This is a genomic window from Haloferax larsenii (assembly GCF_024730625.1).
Taxonomy (GTDB): Archaea; Halobacteriota; Halobacteria; order Halobacteriales; family Haloferacaceae; genus Haloferax; species Haloferax larsenii.
On record NZ_CP078065.1, the window covers coordinates 84634 to 103995 of the forward strand.

At 62.5% G+C, this 19362-nt stretch carries 20 protein-coding genes; 3 read left to right on the top strand and 17 right to left on the bottom strand.

The features are described from left to right. Positions 1–52: 52 nt before the first annotated feature. The 7 genes from KU306_RS17885 to acs (KU306_RS17915) form a co-directional block, all read right to left on the bottom strand. Positions 53–259, bottom strand: a complete 207-nt coding sequence (locus KU306_RS17885; protein ID WP_258303811.1) for a DUF8119 family protein — start codon at positions 257–259, stop codon at positions 53–55. 9 nt (positions 260–268) lie between these two features. Beyond that, positions 269–742 carry a universal stress protein gene (locus tag KU306_RS17890; protein WP_007541210.1) on the bottom strand — a complete coding sequence of 158 codons (474 nt, stop codon included), beginning with the start codon at positions 740–742 and terminating at the stop codon, positions 269–271. A 3-nt stretch (positions 743–745) separates the two neighbouring features. Beyond that, entirely contained in the window at positions 746–2389 is a 1644-nt protein-coding gene (locus tag KU306_RS17895; RefSeq protein WP_258303812.1) for a VC_2705 family sodium/solute symporter, read from the bottom strand. Continuing rightward, positions 2386–2817, bottom strand: a complete 432-nt coding sequence (locus tag KU306_RS17900) for a DUF4212 domain-containing protein (protein ID WP_049918641.1) — start codon at positions 2815–2817, stop codon at positions 2386–2388. Before KU306_RS17900 ends, KU306_RS17895 begins: the two co-directional genes overlap by 4 nt. A gap of 117 nt (positions 2818–2934) precedes the next feature. Beyond that, a complete protein-coding gene (acs, locus tag KU306_RS17905) occupies positions 2935–4935 on the bottom strand; it encodes an acetate--CoA ligase (RefSeq protein WP_258303813.1) in 2001 nt (666 codons plus the stop codon). 195 nt (positions 4936–5130) lie between these two features. Continuing rightward, positions 5131–6948: a bacterio-opsin activator domain-containing protein gene (locus tag KU306_RS17910; RefSeq protein ID WP_258303814.1), complete on the bottom strand. Its 1818-nt coding sequence runs from the start codon at positions 6946–6948 to the stop codon at positions 5131–5133. Positions 6949–7068: 120 nt separating this feature from the next. Then, positions 7069–9042, bottom strand: a complete 1974-nt coding sequence (gene acs / locus KU306_RS17915) for an acetate--CoA ligase (RefSeq protein ID WP_258303815.1) — start codon at positions 9040–9042, stop codon at positions 7069–7071. Between the two features lie 125 nt (positions 9043–9167). On the opposite strand from acs (KU306_RS17915), the gene KU306_RS17920 reads away from it, so the two are divergent. After that, the gene (locus tag KU306_RS17920) at positions 9168–9734 is read left to right on the top strand and encodes a TATA-box-binding protein (RefSeq protein WP_007541224.1); all 567 of its coding nucleotides are present in this window, start codon (positions 9168–9170) and stop codon (positions 9732–9734) included. 166 nt (positions 9735–9900) lie between these two features. On the opposite strand, the gene KU306_RS17925 is transcribed toward KU306_RS17920, so the two are convergent. The 8 genes from KU306_RS17925 to KU306_RS17960 form a co-directional block, all read right to left on the bottom strand. Next, the gene (locus KU306_RS17925; RefSeq protein ID WP_007541226.1) at positions 9901–10194 is read right to left on the bottom strand and encodes a hypothetical protein; all 294 of its coding nucleotides are present in this window, start codon (positions 10192–10194) and stop codon (positions 9901–9903) included. A 115-nt stretch (positions 10195–10309) separates the two neighbouring features. Continuing rightward, complete coding sequence (locus tag KU306_RS17930; protein WP_007541228.1) at positions 10310–10810, bottom strand: TRAM domain-containing protein; 501 nt, start codon at positions 10808–10810, stop codon at positions 10310–10312. A 135-nt stretch (positions 10811–10945) separates the two neighbouring features. Then, positions 10946–11887 carry a metal ABC transporter permease gene (locus tag KU306_RS17935; protein WP_258303816.1) on the bottom strand — a complete coding sequence of 314 codons (942 nt, stop codon included), beginning with the start codon at positions 11885–11887 and terminating at the stop codon, positions 10946–10948. Then, the gene (locus KU306_RS17940; protein WP_258303817.1) at positions 11884–12672 is read right to left on the bottom strand and encodes a metal ABC transporter ATP-binding protein; all 789 of its coding nucleotides are present in this window, start codon (positions 12670–12672) and stop codon (positions 11884–11886) included. The genes KU306_RS17935 and KU306_RS17940 overlap by 4 nt, the downstream gene beginning before the upstream one ends. Next, a complete protein-coding gene (locus KU306_RS17945) occupies positions 12669–13874 on the bottom strand; it encodes a metal ABC transporter substrate-binding protein (RefSeq protein WP_258303818.1) in 1206 nt (401 codons plus the stop codon). The genes KU306_RS17940 and KU306_RS17945 overlap by 4 nt, the downstream gene beginning before the upstream one ends. Positions 13875–14131: 257 nt before the next feature. After that, a complete protein-coding gene (locus tag KU306_RS17950) occupies positions 14132–14806 on the bottom strand; it encodes a DUF2306 domain-containing protein (protein WP_258303819.1) in 675 nt (224 codons plus the stop codon). Positions 14807–15067: 261 nt separating this feature from the next. After that, positions 15068–15661 (bottom strand): TetR/AcrR family transcriptional regulator, encoded by a 594-nt coding sequence (locus tag KU306_RS17955; protein ID WP_007541238.1) that lies wholly within the window; start codon positions 15659–15661, stop codon positions 15068–15070. 137 nt (positions 15662–15798) lie between these two features. Next, positions 15799–16716 carry a DMT family transporter gene (locus tag KU306_RS17960; RefSeq protein ID WP_258303820.1) on the bottom strand — a complete coding sequence of 306 codons (918 nt, stop codon included), beginning with the start codon at positions 16714–16716 and terminating at the stop codon, positions 15799–15801. Positions 16717–16935: 219 nt separating this feature from the next. On the opposite strand from KU306_RS17960, the gene KU306_RS17965 reads away from it, so the two are divergent. Further along, the gene (locus KU306_RS17965; RefSeq protein WP_258303821.1) at positions 16936–17520 is read left to right on the top strand and encodes a hypothetical protein; all 585 of its coding nucleotides are present in this window, start codon (positions 16936–16938) and stop codon (positions 17518–17520) included. Positions 17521–17597: 77 nt separating this feature from the next. Next, entirely contained in the window at positions 17598–18047 is a 450-nt protein-coding gene (locus tag KU306_RS17970) for a hypothetical protein (RefSeq protein ID WP_007541244.1), read from the top strand. 48 nt (positions 18048–18095) lie between these two features. Here KU306_RS17970 and KU306_RS17975 read toward each other — a convergent pair whose 3' ends face one another. Continuing rightward, positions 18096–18506: a high-potential iron-sulfur protein gene (locus KU306_RS17975; protein ID WP_258303823.1), complete on the bottom strand. Its 411-nt coding sequence runs from the start codon at positions 18504–18506 to the stop codon at positions 18096–18098. Positions 18507–18644: 138 nt separating this feature from the next. Next, the gene (locus KU306_RS17980) at positions 18645–19322 is read right to left on the bottom strand and encodes a hypothetical protein (RefSeq protein ID WP_258303824.1); all 678 of its coding nucleotides are present in this window, start codon (positions 19320–19322) and stop codon (positions 18645–18647) included. Positions 19323–19362: the final 40 nt, after the last annotated feature.

Genomic DNA, 19362 nt, shown 5'->3' on the forward strand with positions numbered 1-19362 from the left:
TAATTGAACCTACCGGCGATGTTACGACAGTGGGAATGAGGCGAAGGCGGCCTCACCGCGCGGCCTCGACCGAGGCGAAAAAGCCGTAATGGGCGACGACGCCCGCAGCGAGACAGAGGTAAAACGCCCACTGAGGGCCGTCGACGACGTCGAACAGAAGCGACACCACCGTCACCCACGCGAGGGCGAACAGGAGGTCTGTCACCATCTCCGAGCGGTGGCTCGCCACGTGGTCACGAATCGTCTGGACGAGACTCATTGGTCAGCGCTACACCTCCGCATTCTGCTCGCCGTGCATATCGACGACGAGAACGGGCAGTCGCGTCCGGCGGAGCACCTTCTCGGTAACGCTCCCGAGAACGACCCGCGAGAGACCGGAGCGACCGTGCGAGCCCATCACCACGAGGTCGATGTCGTTGTCCTCGACGAACTTTCGAATGGCTCGTGCGGGTTCGCCGGCGGTGACGTGCTCTTCGACGACGAGGCCGTGGGCGGCGGCGACGTCGGCGACGTATCCCGTCGCTTCGTCGGCGTCAGCCTGCACTTCGGGCATCTCGTCGAGGTGTCCCTGTCGCAGTCGGTCGACCTGTTCGGTGCCCAGCGAATAGCTGGTAGCGTCCACGTCGATGACGTACAGGGCGTGAAGCGTCGCGTCGTACTTCGACGCGAGGTCGACTGCCTGGTCGACGGCCGATTCCGCTGCCGTACTCCCGTCGGTGGGAACGAGGATGTGGTCGTACATTGGTCAGTCGTCCGCGGGGGTCTGGCCCCCGTCGGTTGCCACCACGTCTTCGGCGGATTGCTGCTGTCCCATCGGTTCGGGGCTGTGACACTGCCGAACCATCTTCTTGATTCGCTCGGGTGGTTCGGACGTCGCCATCGAGACGGCGATGGTGACGACGAACACCAGCGGCGTGCCGACGAGTGCGGCCCCGATTGCGGGGACGAACTCGGCGAAGGAGTCGCTGAAGTGGAAGATGAGGTCGTTGACGACGGCTGCGACCCAGAGCGCGAGGCCGACAGACATCCCCGCGAGCGCGCCCTGTCGGTTGGTGTTCTCCCACCAGAGACCGAGGAAGAACATCGGGAACAGGACGATAGCCGCGAGCGAGAACGCCAGTGCGACAAGTTCGCCGACGAGCGCGGGCGGGTCGAACGCCGTAACCGTCACGATTGCACCGAGCACCACGATGGTCGCGCGGCCGACGAGCACCTGCTGCCGTTGCGTCGCGTCGGGGTTGACGATGTTCGTGTAGATGTCGTGTGAGACCGCAGACGAGGCGGTGATGAACAGTCCGGCGGTCGTCGCGATTGCGGCCGCGATACCGCCCGCGGCGACGAGGCCGACGAACCACGTCGGCAGGTTCGAGAGTTGGGCCGCGAGGACGACGATGAGGTCGCCTTCGCCGCCACTCATGCCGCCGTTCGCCGCGAAGGTCGGACCGTACTGCGAGGCGTCGTAGAGGTCGACGCCGAAGGCCGCCAGCGCAGGCGCACTCCAGTAGAGGAGGAGGATGAAGAACAGCCCCCAGACCGTGGACTGGCGCGCCGTCTTCTCGTTTTCGACGGTGTAGAACCGAACCAGCACGTGCGGGAGACCGCAGGTGCCGAAGATGAGCGAGAACGCGGTGGCAATCCAGAGGTAGAAGCCCGCGTTGGCGAAGGGTTCGGAGAACTCCGCCGACAGTTCACCGACGAGCTTTCCGTACTCGATTTGCGGGAGGACCGTCGAGTAGCCGCCGACGTAGCCGACGGTGTAGATGGCCGCGAGGAACGCGACGATGAGGATGACGTACTGCACGGCCATGTTCTTGGTCGCGCCGAGCATCCCCGAGACGGTCAGGTAGCCGACCGTGATAGCCATCATGACGACGACCATCGTTACGTAGTCGGTGCCGAACACGTAGAGACCGACAAGGCCCATCCCGCGGGCCTGTCCGACCGAGTAGACGAAGCCGATGAGGATAGTCGTCAGCGCGCCGATGGCGCGGGCGGTGTCCGAGTTGAATCGGTCGCCAACGAAGTCCGGGGCGGTGTACTTCCCGAATCGGCGCATCTGCGCCGCGAGGAAGATGAGCAGGACGAAGTAGCCCGTGGTCCAGCCGATGATGAACGCGAGGCCGTAGAAGCCCGCGAGCGCGACGAGTCCCGCTAACCCGAGGTACGACGCCGCGGACATCCAGTTGGCACCGATTGCCATGCCGTTCTCGATGTTGCCGATGGACCGCCCAGCGACCCACATGCCCTCGGTGTCGGCGACTTTGAACACGTAGCCGATTGCGAGAAAGAGGCTCAACATCCCGACGACCATGAGCGCCGGAATCGGTTTGAACGAGATGTTGAGTGCCTCGGGAAGCAGGTCGCCCGACTGGAGGAGAAGCGAGTTCATTCGGCAATCCCCCCGTCGGCCGCCGCTGCTTCGCCACCGTGGGCATCCTCTGCGTCATTCGCCGCCGTCCCGTGGTCGATGCCGTATCGGTGGTCGAGTTGGTCTCGCTTGCGCGAGTAGAGGAACGCGAGGACGAGCGAACTCGTCGGTGAGATGACCGCCACGGCGAAGTAGTGCGCCGGGAAGCCGATACCCGGCAACTGCGTCGTCATGAGGCCGGGTGCGAGATACGTCGCAACCGGCGGCCCGAAGGTGAGAATCGCCCACGCGATGAAGCCAGCCCAGATGACCTTCAGGTGGTCGCGCATAAACGGCGTACTCGGCTTCAGGAGGTTCACCTCCCGGTCGAGGTACTCTATCTGCTCGTGCTGTGCTGCTTTCGTCTGCGGTTCGTGTGAGTCTGCTGACCCACCCATGTCAGATGTCATCGTTGTGTATCGAATGTCGTCCGAATCCCGTGTCTCCCCGCTGGACGGCCCAGCCAGGAACCCGTCCGGCGGGGAGTGTGCCTGCTAGCCAGTCGCGCTGCCGTGTTCGTCGGCCAGTCAGGTCCGCTGCTGCTGTTGGACCTTCTGCTGGATGTCCTCGACGACGTCGGGGTTCCGAAGCGTCGAGGTGTTCCCGAGTTCGTCGCCGTTCGCGACGTCTTCCAGAAGGCGACGCATGATTTTGCCCGAGCGCGTCTTCGGCAGCTCGGGCGTGAATACGACCTCCTCGGGGCGAGCAATCGGGCCGATTGCGTCCTCGACGCCCTCGATGATACGGCCCCGAAGGTCGTCGTCGCCATCGTGACCGTCCTCGGTGATGACGTAGGCGTAGACCGCCTCGCCTTTCAGGTCGTGATTCGCGCCGACGACAGCGGCCTCGGCGACGCCTTCGACGCCGACGATTGCCGACTCGATTTCCATCGTTCCGAGGCGGTGTCCGGAGACGTTGATGACGTCGTCGACGCGGCCCAGAACGGTGATGTAGCCGTCGTCGTCGACCTTCGCACCGTCTTCGGGGAAGTACACCCAGTCGTCGGAGTCGTCGCTGTCGGTGTCTGAGTACTCCTGCCAGTACTCCTGGACGAATCGCTCGTCGTTCTTGTACAGCGTTCGGAGCATCCCCGGCCACGGCTTGTTGACCGTGAGGTAGCCAGCGCGTCCGGCCTCGACTTCTTTTCCGCCCGTATCGACGATTTGGGCGTCGATGCCCGGCAACGGCGGTCCGGCAGAACCGGGTTTCATCTTCCCAACGCCGGGGAGCGTCGTAACCATCATGCCGCCGGTCTCGGTCTGCCACCACGTGTCCACGATTGGGCAGTCCTCGTTGCCGATGTGTTTGTAGTACCACTTCCACGCGCGCGGGTTGATTGGCTCGCCGACCGTGCCGAGGAGGCGAAGGCTCGATAGGTCGTGCTGTTCGGGGAAACGGCTGCCCCACTTCATGAACGCCCGAATCGCCGTCGGCGCGGTGTAGAAGATATCGACCGAATACTTCTCGATAATCTCCCAGAGTCGGTCGCGGTTCGGGAAGTCCGGCGTGCCCTCGTACATCACCGTAGTCGTCCCGAGTGCAAGCGGTCCGTAGACGATGTAGGAGTGGCCGGTAATCCAGCCGATGTCGGCCGAACACCAGTAGGTGTCTTCTTTCTCGATGTCCAGTACCGCGTGCGAGGTCCACGCCGCATACGAGAGGTAGCCGCCGGTGGTGTGTTTGACACCCTTCGGCTGCCCCGTGGTTCCCGAGGTGTACATCAAGAAGAGCATATCCTCGGCGTCGCGCTGGACTGGGTCTACTCGGTCGCCCGTGTGGTCGGCCAACAGGTCGTCCCAACCGTGCTGATTACCCCGCAGGTCGTGGCCGAAGCCGTCGTCGCCGAGACGGTCCACGACCACAGTCGCTTCGACACCGTGGTCGACACCGTCGAGTCCCTCGTTCGCTTTGTCGAGGTGGTCGAGTGGGTCGCCGCGGCGGTAGTAACCGTCACACGTGACGAGGAACTCCGAGTTCGCCGAGTTCATCCGCGTCGCGAGCGCCTCGGCCGAGAATCCCGCGAAGACCACCGAATGAGGTGCGCCGATGCGGGCACACGCCAACATTGCGATGGGTAACTCGGGAATCATCGGCATGTAGAGCGTCACCACGTCGTCTTCCTCGACACCGAGCTCGCGGAGGGCAGCCGCGAATTCGTTGACCTCGCGGTAGAGGTCCTGATACGTGTACGTGCGCGTCGTTCCGTGCTCGCCTTCCCACTTGATGGCGACTCGGTTCTTGTCGCCGTTTTCGACGTGTCGGTCGAGGCAGTTGTACGAGGCGTTCAGTTTGCCACCCGTGAACCACTCGTAAAACGGCGGGTTCGAATCGTCCAGCACCGTATCGTAGTCGTCGTCCCAGTCGATGAGGTCGGCTGCTCGCTCCCAACACTCCGGCCAGTTCTCCTCGAACTCGTCGTATATCTCCGGGTCCGATACGTTCGCCTGCTCGACGAACTCCGCCGACGGTTCGAACTCCTCTTGTTCTGCGAGTCGTGCTTCGAGTTCTACCTGGGCTTCTTCCGACATGCTCTGTGATAGCGAGGAACAGACAAGGGTATAAGTCAGCCATCTAACTATCACGAACGATAAGATATTTTCTCGGAATGCTCTGCGATAGCCCCTCTGAATCGACTACAGCCCTCCTCCTAACTGTCGAGAATATTTAGTAATTCCTCATACAGAATCGGGAGGAACCCAAACCACGTTTCCGAACCTAACGATTTAGTGGTCCATCGAGGTGTCGAGGTCGTCGAAAAACGAGTGGAGCAACTTCTGTTGGGCGGTCCGAAGGTGTTGATGGAGCGTCGGCGACGACACGTCGAGGGAGTCTGCGAGGTCCTCGGCAGTGCTCTCACGGGGCCACTCGAAGTAACCGGCTAAGAACGCAGCGCGGAGTGCAGAGTGCTGCTTGTCGGTCAGTCGCCCCTCGACAGACTCGCGGAAATCGGTCGCGTGCTGTGGGTCGCGTTCGACCTCTCGTTTCGACCGGAGTTCGGTGTCCGGATAGGTGTCGGTCAACTCCGTGATGACCGTTCGGAGCGGGATTTCGTTCGAAAGCTCTACGACGAAACTGGCGGTGCCGTCCTCGGCGACGAACTCCGAGACGGTGCCGTCGCGTGCCGTGACGGCCGAGAGAAGCGACTCACCGGAGAGCACGATTTCGAGCACCGACTCCTCGCCGCGGTCGCGAACGAGACGGACGTTCGAGACTTCGGGGGCAGCGTCCAGTTCGTCGAACGCCCGGTCGGTCTTGACACCGCTCACGGCGAGGAAACAGAGCAAGGACCGGTCTGCGATAGGGGCGACGCCACGGAGTGCAACCGTACACCCGAGCGCATCGGAGACTCGGACGAGGACCGAACCGTCGTCGGTACACTGGAATCGGAGTCGAGTAACTGTATCCGCGAGTAGGAGTTTCTTCCGTTCGACCGCTGCGAGCGAAGCACCGGCCTGCTGTCCGAGCGTCGCCAACACGCTCTGTTCGCCCGTCGAGACAGTCCCCAGCGGTGTGCCGAGGTGTAACCGCCCGAACGTCGTCTCGCCGTGCACGAGCGACACAGTGGTGATATCAACCACGCCACTATCGGTCGAAACAGTCGCATTCGACGTTCGAACGAGGGCTTCGTCGCCATCTGAATCGGCCGATTCAGCACTGTCGGGAACGACGCGACGGACGTCCGACAACCCCGCTTCGTCGATGCCGACAGCAGTCTGTGAGCCACTAGATGCAGTATTGGCCGCGGAAATCCACGCGAAGCGATACGCGTTCGACCGACCGAGTCGTTCACAGAGCGTCTGTTCCAGTTCGTCACGGGTCGTCGCGTCCGAGAGTGCAGCGCTGGTTTCGCGGACGAGTTCGACGACAGACGACAGTCGAGACGAGGTGGACGTGCCGACACCAGTCGTGGAGTGGGCGACGTTCGGGCGACGGCCAGAACCGGTGTGAGCGACGCTACCGCCCGAATCGTAGCTGTCGGTATCGGACGAAAGCGCCTCGATAACTGCCGTCTCTGAGGGGTCGTCGACGAACGGGGAGAGACTCTCCAGTCGGTTCCAACCCCCGACTCGGAGTACTACACTCGGATGGACGCCGTCGGCGAGCAGTTGCTTCGCGTAGTAGTTCCGCAGGTCGCGCGAGGAGACGTCAGCCAACTCGTCCTGTTCGAATCGCTCGGCAGCGCGTTCGCCAACCGTCGAAACGAGCATCTGGAGTCGCCGCGCCGTGACCGGAAAGACACGGTCAGAGTCACTCACGTCGTTCGCGGCGACGAACTTCCGCAGGTCGTGTTCGACGTCGGCCGGGAGATACGCGGTTCGGTCGTCTTCGGGGACCGAAAGTGCGGTGAGGTCGGTGCCACGAGGTCGCCCACTTGCGACGTGTGCGGGCGTGAGGAGACTCATCTCGGTCGGTTGTAACCCCACTTCCGCGCCCAGTCTGACGACGAGGTCCTCGCGGTACGTCTCGGTAGCCCGACGCAGTCGGTCGTACGCGAGCGCCCACTCTCGGGCCCTTCCGGACGTATCTCTCGGCCAACTCATCTTTCGTAATAGTCGGAGAATTCGAACTAAATTGTTCCGATGGCAACTGGCTTTCTGCAGCAAAACTCGCGTAACTCCAGGATAACGCCCGAGAAGCCAAAGGGCACTATTTCGGTTTCGCTATTCTTCCGAAACATCGGTCCGATTTCGGACGATAGACTCCAGTTCGCCGACGACTTCGGGGTTGCGGAGCGTCGAGGTGTCGCCGAAGTCCTCACCGTTGGTGATGTTTTCGAGGAAGCGGCGCATTATCTTTCCAGACCGGGTCTTCGGCAGGTCCGGAGTGAAGACGATTTCTTCCGGTATCGCGATGGGACCGATACGCTCGCGGACGCGGTCCTCGATTCGTTTTCGGGTCGCGTCGTCGCCGGTGACGTCCGCCTCCACGGTGACGTAGGCGTAGATTCCCTCGGCTTGCGGGTCGTCGATGCTCACGACTGCCGCCTCGACGACGTGGTCGACGTCGACGATTGCCGACTCGACTTCCATCGTTCCGAGACGGTGCCCCGAGACGTTGATGACGTCGTCCACACGTCCGAGGACCGTGATGTAGCCGTCGTCGTCTCTTCGTGCGCCATCGCCCGTGAAGTAGAACCACCCGTCGATATCGGCGGGCACAGACTGGCCATCTGCCCACCGGGTCCCATCGAGGAGCGCGTGCGGCATCCCCGGCCACGGCCGACGGACGACGAGATATCCGGGTTCGTTCGGGCCACACTCCGACCCGCTCGCATCCACGACCTGTGCGTCGATGCCCGGAAGCGGCCGCCCGACGGAACCGGGTTTCATTTCGTCGACTCCCGGAAGCGTCGTGACCATCATGCCGCCGGTCTCGGTCTGCCACCACGTGTCCACGATGGGACAGCGGCCGCCGCCGACGTGTTCGTGATACCACTCCCACGCGCGGGGATTGATTGGCTCGCCGACCGTGCCGAGGAGGCGGAGGCTCGACAAGTCGTGTGCGGCCGGGTACTCGGAGCCCCACTTCATGAACGAGCGAATCACCGTCGGCGCGGTGTAGAACACGTCTACCGCGTTCGACTCGACGAGGTTCCAGAGACGGTCTTTCTCGGGGTAGTCTGGCGCGCCCTCGTACATCACGACGGTCGAGCCCACTGCGAGCGGGCCGTAAACGACGTACGAGTGGCCGCTAATCCACCCGATGTTCGCTGTACTCAGGTAGGTGTCAGCGGGACCGAGGTCGAGTACTGTCTCGGTCGTCCACGCGACGTGTGCGAGGTAGCCGCCGGTCGTGTGTTTGACCTTCTTCGGTTCGCCGGTCGTCCCCGAAGTGTGGATGAGAAACAGGCAGTCGTTTGCTGCGCGCTCGACTGGGTCGACCGCAGCGCCGGCATGTCGCTCGACGAGTTCGTGGTAGTCGTGTTGGGTCTCCCCGAGGTGGGTGTCGCCGTCGAGGCGGTCGACGACCACTGTCTCCCGGATGTCGTGGTCGACGCTCAGTCGCGCGTCGTCGGCCTTTCGCTTGAGGAGAACTGGGTTGCCCCGGCGGTAGTAGCCGTCGCACGTGACCAGATAGTTGGATTCGGCGCTTTCGAGCCGGGTCGCGAGCGCGTCGGCAGAGAGACCGGCGAACACGACGTTGTGTGGTGCGCCGATGCGGGCACACGCCAGCATTGCAATAGGTAACTCGGGGATGTTCGGCATGTAGAGCGTCACCACGTCGTCTTCCTCGACGCCGAGTTCTCGGAGTCCGGCCGCGAACTCGTTGACCTCGCGGGAGAGGTCCTGGTACGTGTAGACGCGCGTGTCGCCGGTTCGACTCTCCCACTTGATGGCGACGCGGTTCTTCCCACCCGCTTCGAGGTGGCGGTCGAGGCAGTTGTACGACGCGTTGAGCGTCCCGCCCGCGAACCACTCGAATGGCGGCCCATCGCCGGACAGGACAGTGTCGTAGGACTCGTCCCACGCGAGTCGCGCTGCTGCCGCCTCCCAGCAGTCGGGCCACGTCGTTTCGAACGTCTCGTAGATGGACTCGTCGGCCGCGTTCGCCTGCTCGACAAACGAGGTCGGCGGTCGGCGACCGCTCGATTCGGCCGCCTGCTCTGGCGTGTCCGACTCCCGACCGTTCGACATGGACCAACACAGCCGACCTCAGACCATAAAAGATTCGTACAACACACTCCCGATTCGACGGCGGCGAGTGGGTGCGTCGAGAGACCCCCACTTTAAACACGTCGCGGTGCAATCTTGTTCACGAAATGTCAGGGACGGACGTCGTCGAGTCGATAGAGATACAGAATGTCGTCGCCTCGACCGGCATCGAGCAAGAACTCGACCTCAAGAGCCTGTCACTCGATATGGCGGGCACGGAGTACAACCCGGACAACTTCCCGGGTTTGGTGTATCGAACGAGCGACCCGAAGTCTGCCTGTCTGGTCTTCCGGTCTGGAAAAATCGTCTGTACCGGCGCTGACAGCGTCGAGGGCGTCCACGCGGCGCTCGACATCCTCTTCGAGGAACTCAGCGACCTCGGCATCCCGCTTCCGGACGAACCCGAGATTACGGTCCAAAACATCGTGTCGAGCGCGGACCTGCGGAGTAACCTCAACCTGAACGCGCTGGCAATCGGTCTCGGCCTCGAAGACGTCGAGTACGAACCCGAGCAGTTCCCCGGCCTCGTCTACCGCCTCGAAGAACCGAGTGTGGTCGTGCTGATGTTCGGCAGCGGAAAGGTCGTCATCACCGGCGCGAAGGAAGTCGCCCAAGCGGAGCAAGCCATCGAAGTGGTCAGAGACGAAGTACAGAAGCTCGGACTGCTGGGCTGAAGACGACGCACTCTCCATATTCGGGTGCGACGACACGAGGCGTGGCGATAGCCAGCCAAGCAGACAGTCGCGTGTGGCGGATGCGCCGTCCGTCACCGACACAGTTCGCCCACCGCTCGGTGACGCGAAAACCGATTTTAGTGTGAATACGATTTCGAGACAGGAGTCACGCCGTTCCCGTCTCGAACTGCGAGAGGAAGACGCCCAGCGCCACGAGTAGCGCGAACGCCTTGACGACATCTCGCACGAGGTTCAACAGGTCGTCCCATACGACAACAAATACGTATCCAAGAACGTCCTCGGCGAGACCAGTGAACAAATCCAGAACGAAAAACACGATATCTGCACCGAGAAACCCCAGTGCAACCAGCGTGAGTGAATAGCACGCATATCGTCCGATTCGACGGAGTGGGACGAATTCGTTCGGGAGGAGCTTCGCAAGCGAGGGAGTAGGGGACATAGCTCAACAGAGACGACAAATGTCTAAAACCCTACTGGTCCGTCGAGAGGGATGGTGACTCCACGACTCGCTCGCCGGCTCCGTGCGTCGAAAAATCCGAAGGAACGAAATTGAATTATCTAACAGTCGGCTCGCTGACCGGCTCTGCGAACGCGACCGTCTTTTTTACGTCGGTAACCTTCACGTCGACTTCGTCGCCCGGCTGGGTGCCGGGGATGATGATGATAAAACCGCGTTCGACCTTGGCGATGCCGTCGCCTTGGTCACCGAGCGTGTCGATAGTGACAGAGCGAACTTCGCCTTCCTCGACCGGTGGGGTGCGCGACCGACGGGTGTACTGGTCCGACGACTGGTACTGTTCGGTCGACGATTTCGAGCGAGTCGTCTCTTCGGACGTCTGCTGTGTCGATTCAGTCGACGCCTCGGTCGACGACTCACTCTGGTCCGGCGTCAGCTCGGCATCCGGCGCGGAAAGCAGTGCGATACGGTAGAGTTCGTCGGTCGAGAGGGACCCACCCTCGACGAGTTCTTTCGGAATCGGGACGACGTAGCGGCCATTCTGACGCTCGATAGATGTCTCGAACAGGAGTCGGAGAGAATCTGAAATATCTGGCATTGGGTGGTTTATGTGGTAGAGGATGTTAAAATATGGTGAATCGTCATCGCTTGGCTCGACTCGGTGGACAGGTCGCAGCGAAACGACGAATTGGTCGACACCTACCGAGAAATGATTCGGGAGTTGGTAGGTTTGCTAGTGAGAGACCCGCAAACCGACGGCAACGGCGACAAACCCACCGATAGCGACGAGAACGATAGAGCCGCCTGCGGCCAGTCCGAACAGGTAGGCGAGCGTGACACCTGCAAATCCGGCGAACTCCCCGGCGACGATTCCGTACCAAATCGACTGTTTGAAACTGTGCCCGAGTCGGGACGCGGTGACGACGGGCACGACCAGCAGGGCCGCGACGAGGATGACGCCCATGATTCGCATCGCGCTGACGACGACGAAGGCGGTGAGAATCGACAGCAGCGTGTTCACCACGCGGACGTGGACGCGCGACGCGCGAGCAGCCGTCTCGTCGAACGTCACGAACACGAGCGGGCGGTACGCGACCGCGACCGCGACCGCGACGACGAGCGCCATCGAGACGAGCAGTCCGATATCGGCGCGCGAGACGGTTGCCAGCGACCCGAAGAGGTACTGATTGATACCCACCGAGATGCCGCCACCGGTGAGCGAGATGAGGACACTCCCGAGGGCGAACCCACCGGTCAACACCATCGCGAGGGCGGCGTCGCTCCGGGCGTCGGTGTACTCGACGAGTGCCTGCACGAGCAACGCCGCGATGACGGCGACGACGAGCGCACCGAGAAGTGGCGGGACGGCAATCGAAAGCGTGGCGTCGAGGAAGAGCGCGACTGCGACACCCGCGAACGCCGTATGAGCGAGCGTGTCGCCGACCATCGAGAGGTCGCGGTAGACGAGGAACGAGCCGACGAGCGGACCGACGACCCCGATACAGAGGACCGCCAGATACGCTCGCTGCATGTACGGATAGCCGAGGAACTGGAGCCCAGTCGCCTCCGCGACCCACGAGAATCCGCCGTCGACGGCGACGAGGAACCAATCGAGAAGGCCGGTGAGTACGTTGACGACTAGAAGCGGCGGGAGGAACTCGATGGCGGCCGTCACGACTTCGCCTCCGAATCCGGACTCGCGTGCGTTTCGGCATCGTGGTGGTCGTGAGAGTGGTCCAACACCCGTTGGTTGGCCCCGTAAGCTGCGGCGAGGGCGTCGCTCTCGGCGAAGTCTTCCGAATCGCCGTGGAAGTAGAGTTCTCTGTTCAGACACGCGATACGGGAGGCTCGTGCCGTGACGACCCCGATGTCGTGTTCGACCAAGACGATAGTCAGCCCGCGGTCGTTGAGGTCTGCGAGCAGGTCGTAGAACGAATCGCGGGACTCTGCATCGAGTGCGACAGTCGGTTCGTCGAGCGCGAGCAGGTCGGATTCTGCGGCGAGCGCGCGGGCGACGAAGACGCGTTGGCGCTGCCCGCCGGAGAGTGCACCGACGCGCCGGTCTGCGAGGTCGGCGATGTCGACTCTGTCGAGTGCGCCGTCGACTGCGGCGCGGTCGGCGTCCGAAAACCGGCCGAACAGGTTGCGCGGGTACCGTCCCATCCTGACGACCTCGCGGACGGTAATCGGCATGTCGCGGGCCGCATCGGTGACGTCCTGTGCGACGTAGGCGATGCGTTCTCCGTCTCCGAATTCGTGTGCTGGCTCACCGAAGAGGTGGGCCTCGCCGCGGTCCGGTCGTTCGAGGCCGAGAAGCAACCGGAGGAGCGTGCTCTTTCCCGACCCATTTGGGCCGACGAGTCCGAGGAACTCGCCGGCTTCGATATCGAGCGAGATGCCGTCGATGACTGGAACGTCGCCGTAGGAGAACGCGACGTCGCTGAGTGAGACGACCGTCATTCCGCTCCGAGTGCCGTCCGGAGCGACGGCAGGTTCACCTCGCGCATGATATCGACGTAGCCCCAGTCCTGTTCGGTCCACTCGGTGGTCAGCCCCGGAATCGACGTGAACGGAAGGATGTCCGTCGCGTCCGTTTCCGCGAGGAGTTGGGTCGCGGCACGGTCCGATTCGAGCGGGTCAGCGAGAATGTGCTGAATGTCGTGTTCGTCGATTGCGGCCTGCGCGCGTTCGATGTCGCGCGGCGTCGGGTCGTCGTCGGGGGACAGGCCCGAGAGCGTGACCACGGTGAGGTCGTATCGGTCTTCCAAGTAGCCGTAGGCGTTGTGTCCGGCGACGAGGACGACGTCTCGCGTTCGGGATTCGAGGCCGGATTCGAACGCCGAATCGAGGTCCGAGAGCGTCTCCTCGTAGGCCGCGGCGTTCGCCGCGTACGCGTCTGCGTTGGTATCGTCGATAGATTGGAACGCGTCACGGAGCGTTTGCGTCGCGGTTTGGACGCGTTTCGGGTCTAACCAGAAGTGCGGGTCGACGTTGCCGTGGTCGTGGTCGTGCTCGTCTTCGGTGTCGTGGTTGTGCTCGTCCTCGGTGTCGTGGTCGTGGGCGTCGGACTCGTCGTGGCCGTGTTCCGCTGTGGTATCGTGGTGGTCCTCCTCCGACGTGTTGTGCTCCTCGTGTCCGTCGTGAGATTCCTCGTGTGCGTGCGTTTCGGTGTGGTCGTCAGAGTGACCGTCGTCGTGCTCGTCAGTGTGAGTCTCGTCGTGTTCGTCGGCGTGGTCTTCCTCGTGGTCTCCGTGGGCGTGACCACCGTCTGGGCCGAGTTCGTGCAGGTCGATGTCGGCTGTGATATCGACACTCATCACGTCTGCACCGTCTGCGTCGAGCGACGTTCGGATGTCGTCGGCCCACGGTTGGAACCCGGACATGGCGTGGACGAACAGGTCCGACTGCAGGACGCGACCCTGAACGTCCGGTCCGGGCTCCCAGCCGTGTCCGTGCTGTCCCGTCGGGACGAGCGTCTCGGCGGTCGCCACATCGCCTGCCACGTGCCGGGCGATGTCGCCGAAAACGAAGAACGAAGCCGCTGCGCGTGTGCCGTCTGCCGGGTCGTCTCCACCAGTCGCGGAACCGAGACACCCTGCGAGGCTAGCGGCGACAGTTCCAGCGCACGTCGCAACGAAACCGCGGCGAGTCTGCTGTCTCATGTTAATAGAACTCTGTCTGAAGATAATAAGTGCTATTATTCAAATGTTGTGTGTTGTTATTGACTAGAGACTGCCGTGGTCGGCGAGAGACACTGGACCAAACAAGAGCGAGAAACAGGGAGCGAGAAGCAGGGAGCGAGAAGCAGGGAGCGAGAAGCAGGGAGCGAGAAGCAGGGAGCGAGAAGCAGGGAGCGAGAAACAGTGAGCGAGGCGTAACGGGAGAACCACGTGCCCGAACAGCAGCAACAGCGCGGCAGTTAGTCCGCCGTCGGCGACGCCCTCGAACGAGTCTGCCGCTTGTACTTCCTGATTGTGAAGTAGATGAGTGGCGTCCCGAGGACCGTCGGCCACAGCCACGCCGCGACGACCGGGAAGAAGTCGAAGTTGACCGCCGAGAATGCGGTTACGGTCGCGATGTAGGCAGTCCCCATCCGAGAGATGTGTTCGTAGAACCACTCCCGCGGCGTCGACTCCTCGCTCCGGAACTTCCGAATATCCTGGACACCGGCCCCGACTGCGAGCGCACCGAAGACCAGCATTATCGTCCCGAATTCACTGCCGTTAGTCAGGAAGTACCACCCCAGCCCGAGGAGTCCGACACCCGAGAGCGTGAGCAGGCCGACCGCAATCCAGTCGAGCGTTTCGGGACTATCGGCGGGTCGTTTCCGCGAGAGCACGCGGTCGCCCGAGAAGACGAAGTAGTAACTGAAAACAGCCAAGAGCGCGAGGAACGTCCGACCCAGGTCAGGTTCGATGACGAAGAGCACGAGTGACGTGACTGCGACGACAGCCATCCCGAGGACGTAGATTCGGCCCGCCCGACGGTGCCGGCGACCACCTTTCTTCGTGACGATAGCACCGAGTCCAGCGAAGAGCGCCGTGAACCCAGCGAGGATATGGATTCCGAGCGTCACGTCTTCGATAAGACTCATCGTTGACCACCACCGCGACGAGTGACTGATGCTGAAGCAATCGTCCGCCAGCGGGGGATGGACAGTAGTCGGGTGTGGTTCGTGGTGGTCAACATAACACCAAGTGCTACGAGCAGCGGCATAAATCTACTGAGTAAGTACTTACTTTGTGTTTGGACGATTCGTCTCGACCGGCTTGTCGTTCGCCGGAACAGTGGCTCGTGTACTCGTCAGCCCCTCAGAAAGCGATGTCGTCGAGAACAGGTTAGAGAGCGCAGCGAACTATTCCACCAGAAGCGAGTCGATGTACGCCGAGATAGCGTCTCTGAGGCCGTCACCGACGCCCTCCATCCCGAGTGCGAGTGCGAATCCGGTGTAGCCGTCGGTGGCCGAAAGGAGGAACGCGGCAGTTCCCTCGGGGTCGACGTCGCGGAAGACGCCCTCCTCGATGCCGTCCTGAAGGATATCCACAATCACGTCGAGCGTGTGACGTTCCATCTCCAACAGGGGTTCGCGAAGCGTCTCGTTGTGCGGCGCGTGCGACAGGAGTTCCATCACGGCGATGTTGACGCCGCGGGCGGCCTCGTCGTCTTCGTCGACCAGGAGTAAATCGCAGACTGCTCGGAGGCGTTCTTCGTGTCCGTCGGCGGCAATCTCGTCCAGTTCGCGGGCGAGATAGTCCACCGAGGTTTCGAGGAACGCGACAATCATCTCGTCTTTCGAGTCGTAGTAGTAGTACAACCCGGCCTCGCTCTTGTCACTCTCGGCGGCGACTTTCTTCGTCGTCAACCGTGCATAGCCGTGTTTGGCGAGTGCCTGACGGACCGCGTGAGCAATCTGTGCTTTCTGTTCTGGAGGGACGGCGTCGGCGGGCATCTGACTAAGTGAGTATTCGCTCGGCTAGGTACTTGTGTACGTTGCTTCGGCGAGTGACTGGGGCGTCGAGAAAGGCGCGTCAGCCCCCGAACCGAGCCACCCAAGTCGGGCCGACGAACCGGGCCGACGAACCGAGACTACGAACTCGACTGGTGACGGACGGAGACGACCAATTCGGAGAGCGCCCGGCGCTTAATGAGCGCGAAACCGACGAAGATAGAGACGAACCCGACCGCCGTCAGTGGGTCGATGAGGTGGCCGAGGAACGCCCAACTCAGGAGCGTCGCCGAGACGGGTTCGAGATAGCCGATGAGGTTTATCTGAGTCGGGCCGAACCGCGAGAGGAGTTCGAAGTAGATGAGGAACGCCGCGGCCCCGCTGATGGTTGCGAGATACGCGAGCGACCCGATGGCGGTCGGCGTCCACTCGATAGCCGCGACCGATTCGTTGGTGGCGACCCCACCGACGTGGAGGAGCACCGCGCCGAAGAGCATCGCCCACGCTTGCAGGGTTCGCGCGGGAATGTCGGACGAATACGGACGGGTCAAGACAGCGCCGAGTGCGAAACAGACGGCAGCGACGAAGACGATTCCCACGCCGACGACGTCGCTGGAGAGGAGCGCGTTCGGGTCGGGTTGGGCGACGAGTCCGACACCGAGGAAGCCGAAGGCGAACCCGGCGGCCCCGAGTGGGGAGAGTCGGTCGCCGAGGATACCGGTCGCAAAGAGGGCAGTCAGCACCGGCCCGAGACTGATGACGATTGCGGCGACGGCACCCGGAACGTACTGCTGGTCGATGTAGAGAAACGCGTGATGCCCGCCAATCATCAACCCGCCCGCGATGGCGACGAGCAGCAGGTCGGTCCGGTCCCGGGGTCGCCAGTAGTCGGTCGAGACGAGGGCGTACCCGAGGACGATGAGGCCCGCGAGGTAGTACCGAAACGCCGCGAAGTGAAGCGGCGGGAAGAATTCGAGGCCGATTTCGATAGCGACGAACGAACTCCCCCAGAGACCACCGAGGAGGGAAAACAGCCCGACCGCGACGCGCCTGTTCACCAGAACCGCCCCGTTACCGAGTCGAACGGCAGTTCGTGGTCGGTTCTAAATCGAGACGTCCGTGTGTGAGTTGGAGTTTCATCTAGCACGTGAGCGATTCATTACCATACAATCGATATTAGTCGTTTTGTTCGGACTGTGCTGAACTGTTCGGCGAAGCGTTCGTCGGTCTGTAATCGCGGGACCTAAACGCGCCGACGCTGTCTGTTCAGCCGACAGATGCGTGAAGACGAGTTGGCGACTCGTATCGTCGAGCACTTCCGAGCGGCCTTCGACGACGTGGAAATCCACCTCGAAGAGCCGTACGACCACTACGGGAACCGCGGCGTCGCCGACGTGTACGTCCGCGTTCGGACGCCAGAGCCGGTCGATTACCTCATCGAGCTCAAGGCCGACGCCGCCGTCCGTCACGCGACTGGGGCAAACGAGGTGCTTCGCCAATACCGCCGTATGGAGCGCTATTTCTACAAAGACGACGAGCACCAGGTTCGCCCGCGACTCGCCCGTGAGGGACCGGGTGTCAACGTCCTCCTGCTGTTCGCGCCGACGAGCCGGTGCGTTCGCCACGTCCACGAACATCGTGCACTCTACGAATCGGTAGACCCCGATGCAGTCGTCGAGGGCGTCACGGCCACGCGAAAAGTGGCGTTTCTCACGAAGCTCGACGAGGCCGACGACGGCACCCTCGGCTTTCTCTCGATAAATGGCGACGTGGGGTTCGGGTCCGAGGAGTTCGCCGCCGCCGTCCCGGAGGGGTCGCAACTGGCGAGTGCGCTCTCTGACTTCGAGGCGACCGCCGAGTGATTCGAGGTGGCTGACGCCCCCGATTTTGTGCCCGACTAGCGGACACTCTCATACATCCCCCCCTCATACGAGGGTGTATGGGAACGATTCGGAAGTCGGTTCGAATTCCGATGGGTGACCTCCGCCAGCAGGTCGCAGACTCGGTCGGCGTGGCGGCGTCGCTGGTGGACATCCACGACATTCGAATCGAGGACGGTGCGCTCGCGGTCGACGCGAGTTACCCAGACGGCGAGGACATCCCCGCAGTCGAGTTGTTCGTCACCGACCCCGACGGGAACACGGAATCGTACGCGATGGAGTTAGACGGCGCGAAGAACCTGCTCATCGCGGGCGAAGACGTGCTGATAGAACTCGTCGACCACGACCCCGAGCGCAACGAGGTGTTCGTCTCCGTGAAACACCGTCAGGACGACGAGATGGTGACGGTCCTCGGCTGTGGCGAACAGTGGGTAATTCCCGTCGAGCGCGACGGCGAAGAACAGGCAGTGAACTGCCGCATCCAGAGTGCGGTGTCGAGAGACGACTGATGGAGCCGACCGCTCGGGTCGGGACGTATAGCCACTGCTAGCGCTCGACTACGCCTCGTACTCGACGTACGAGACACAGTAGGCCTCGGGCGCAATCGTTCCTTCGACAATCGAACACGCACCGAGCCCATCGCCGTTCTTGTCTTCGATGTAAAACCGGCAGTTCGAACACTGCTGGCCCTCGTTCGGTTCTTCTTGATACGAGACGGCCTCTTTCGAGGAGAGGCGCTCCGGGTTTCGCTCGTTGCCCCCGATGGACGTTGCCGTGACATACTCCTCCGGAAGGCCGTCGCCGGAGTCGGTCGCCGTGGGTGCCTGCGTCTCGGTGTCACCAGTATCTCCACCGCCGTTTGCGCCCCCATCGTCACCACCGTTTCCGCTACAGCCCGCGAGTCCGGCCATCGCTGCCGTGCCGGTGAGCCACACGAATCGACGTCGCGTGCGAGGGTCGTCAACCATACGCTAAATTCGGAGCGGGGTCACTATGTGGAAGTGGCCGTTTCTCGCGGCCCAAGAATTGCACCCCGTTTGATACAATTTCGGACCGTAGATACACGATTCACCGATAACACGAGTCGCGACACTAGCCGCCACGCTTCACCGCTTCGACGGAGGTCTGACTCCCGCGTTCGGGGATACGTCCGCAGAGAGCTGTCGTAACCACTCGACGTAGCCGAGCGACTGGTCTTCCCCGAGTTCTACCGGGAACGACTCGCCGAACAATGCGTCTCCGAGAGCGTCGACGACGTCTTCGAGGTCGGCTGGCTCTCCAGCGGCCTCCACACAGCAGGTCCATCCCGTGGTCGAACGCGCCGTCACCTCCGTCACCTCGACGTGTGCCGTCGCGCCAGTCTCGGAGAGCCGAGGGTCGAGCGACCGAAGGACCGATTGCTCGAAGGGATGCAGAAGCCGCGTCTTTTCGACCGGGAGCCACAACCCGGTCCGGTCTGTCGACCAGAGGTCCGGGGCGTAATCCAGCGGAAAGCTCCACTTGTACCACTGCTCGACGGTTCCCGTCACGTCGGGGCCGAAAGTGTGTCGCGTTCCCGACCCGAGTCGATACTTGACTTCGACGGCATCGGCGTCGCCACCGCGCAGTTTGAGGTTGAACGTCGGGTCGAACGGCGGGAAGTACAGGTCGGTACGCCGTGCGGCATCGTTCGACTCGGTGTCTGCCGGGCCGAGTTCTGAAAGCCACGTACTGAGGGCTGTCGGCGGCGGTCCGGTTCCGAACCATCGCACCTCCAGCGAGTTCGTTTCGACTGTCTCTCCCATGCCAGAATGTCGCATGGGTCGCGCATGTATTTTTGGCCGC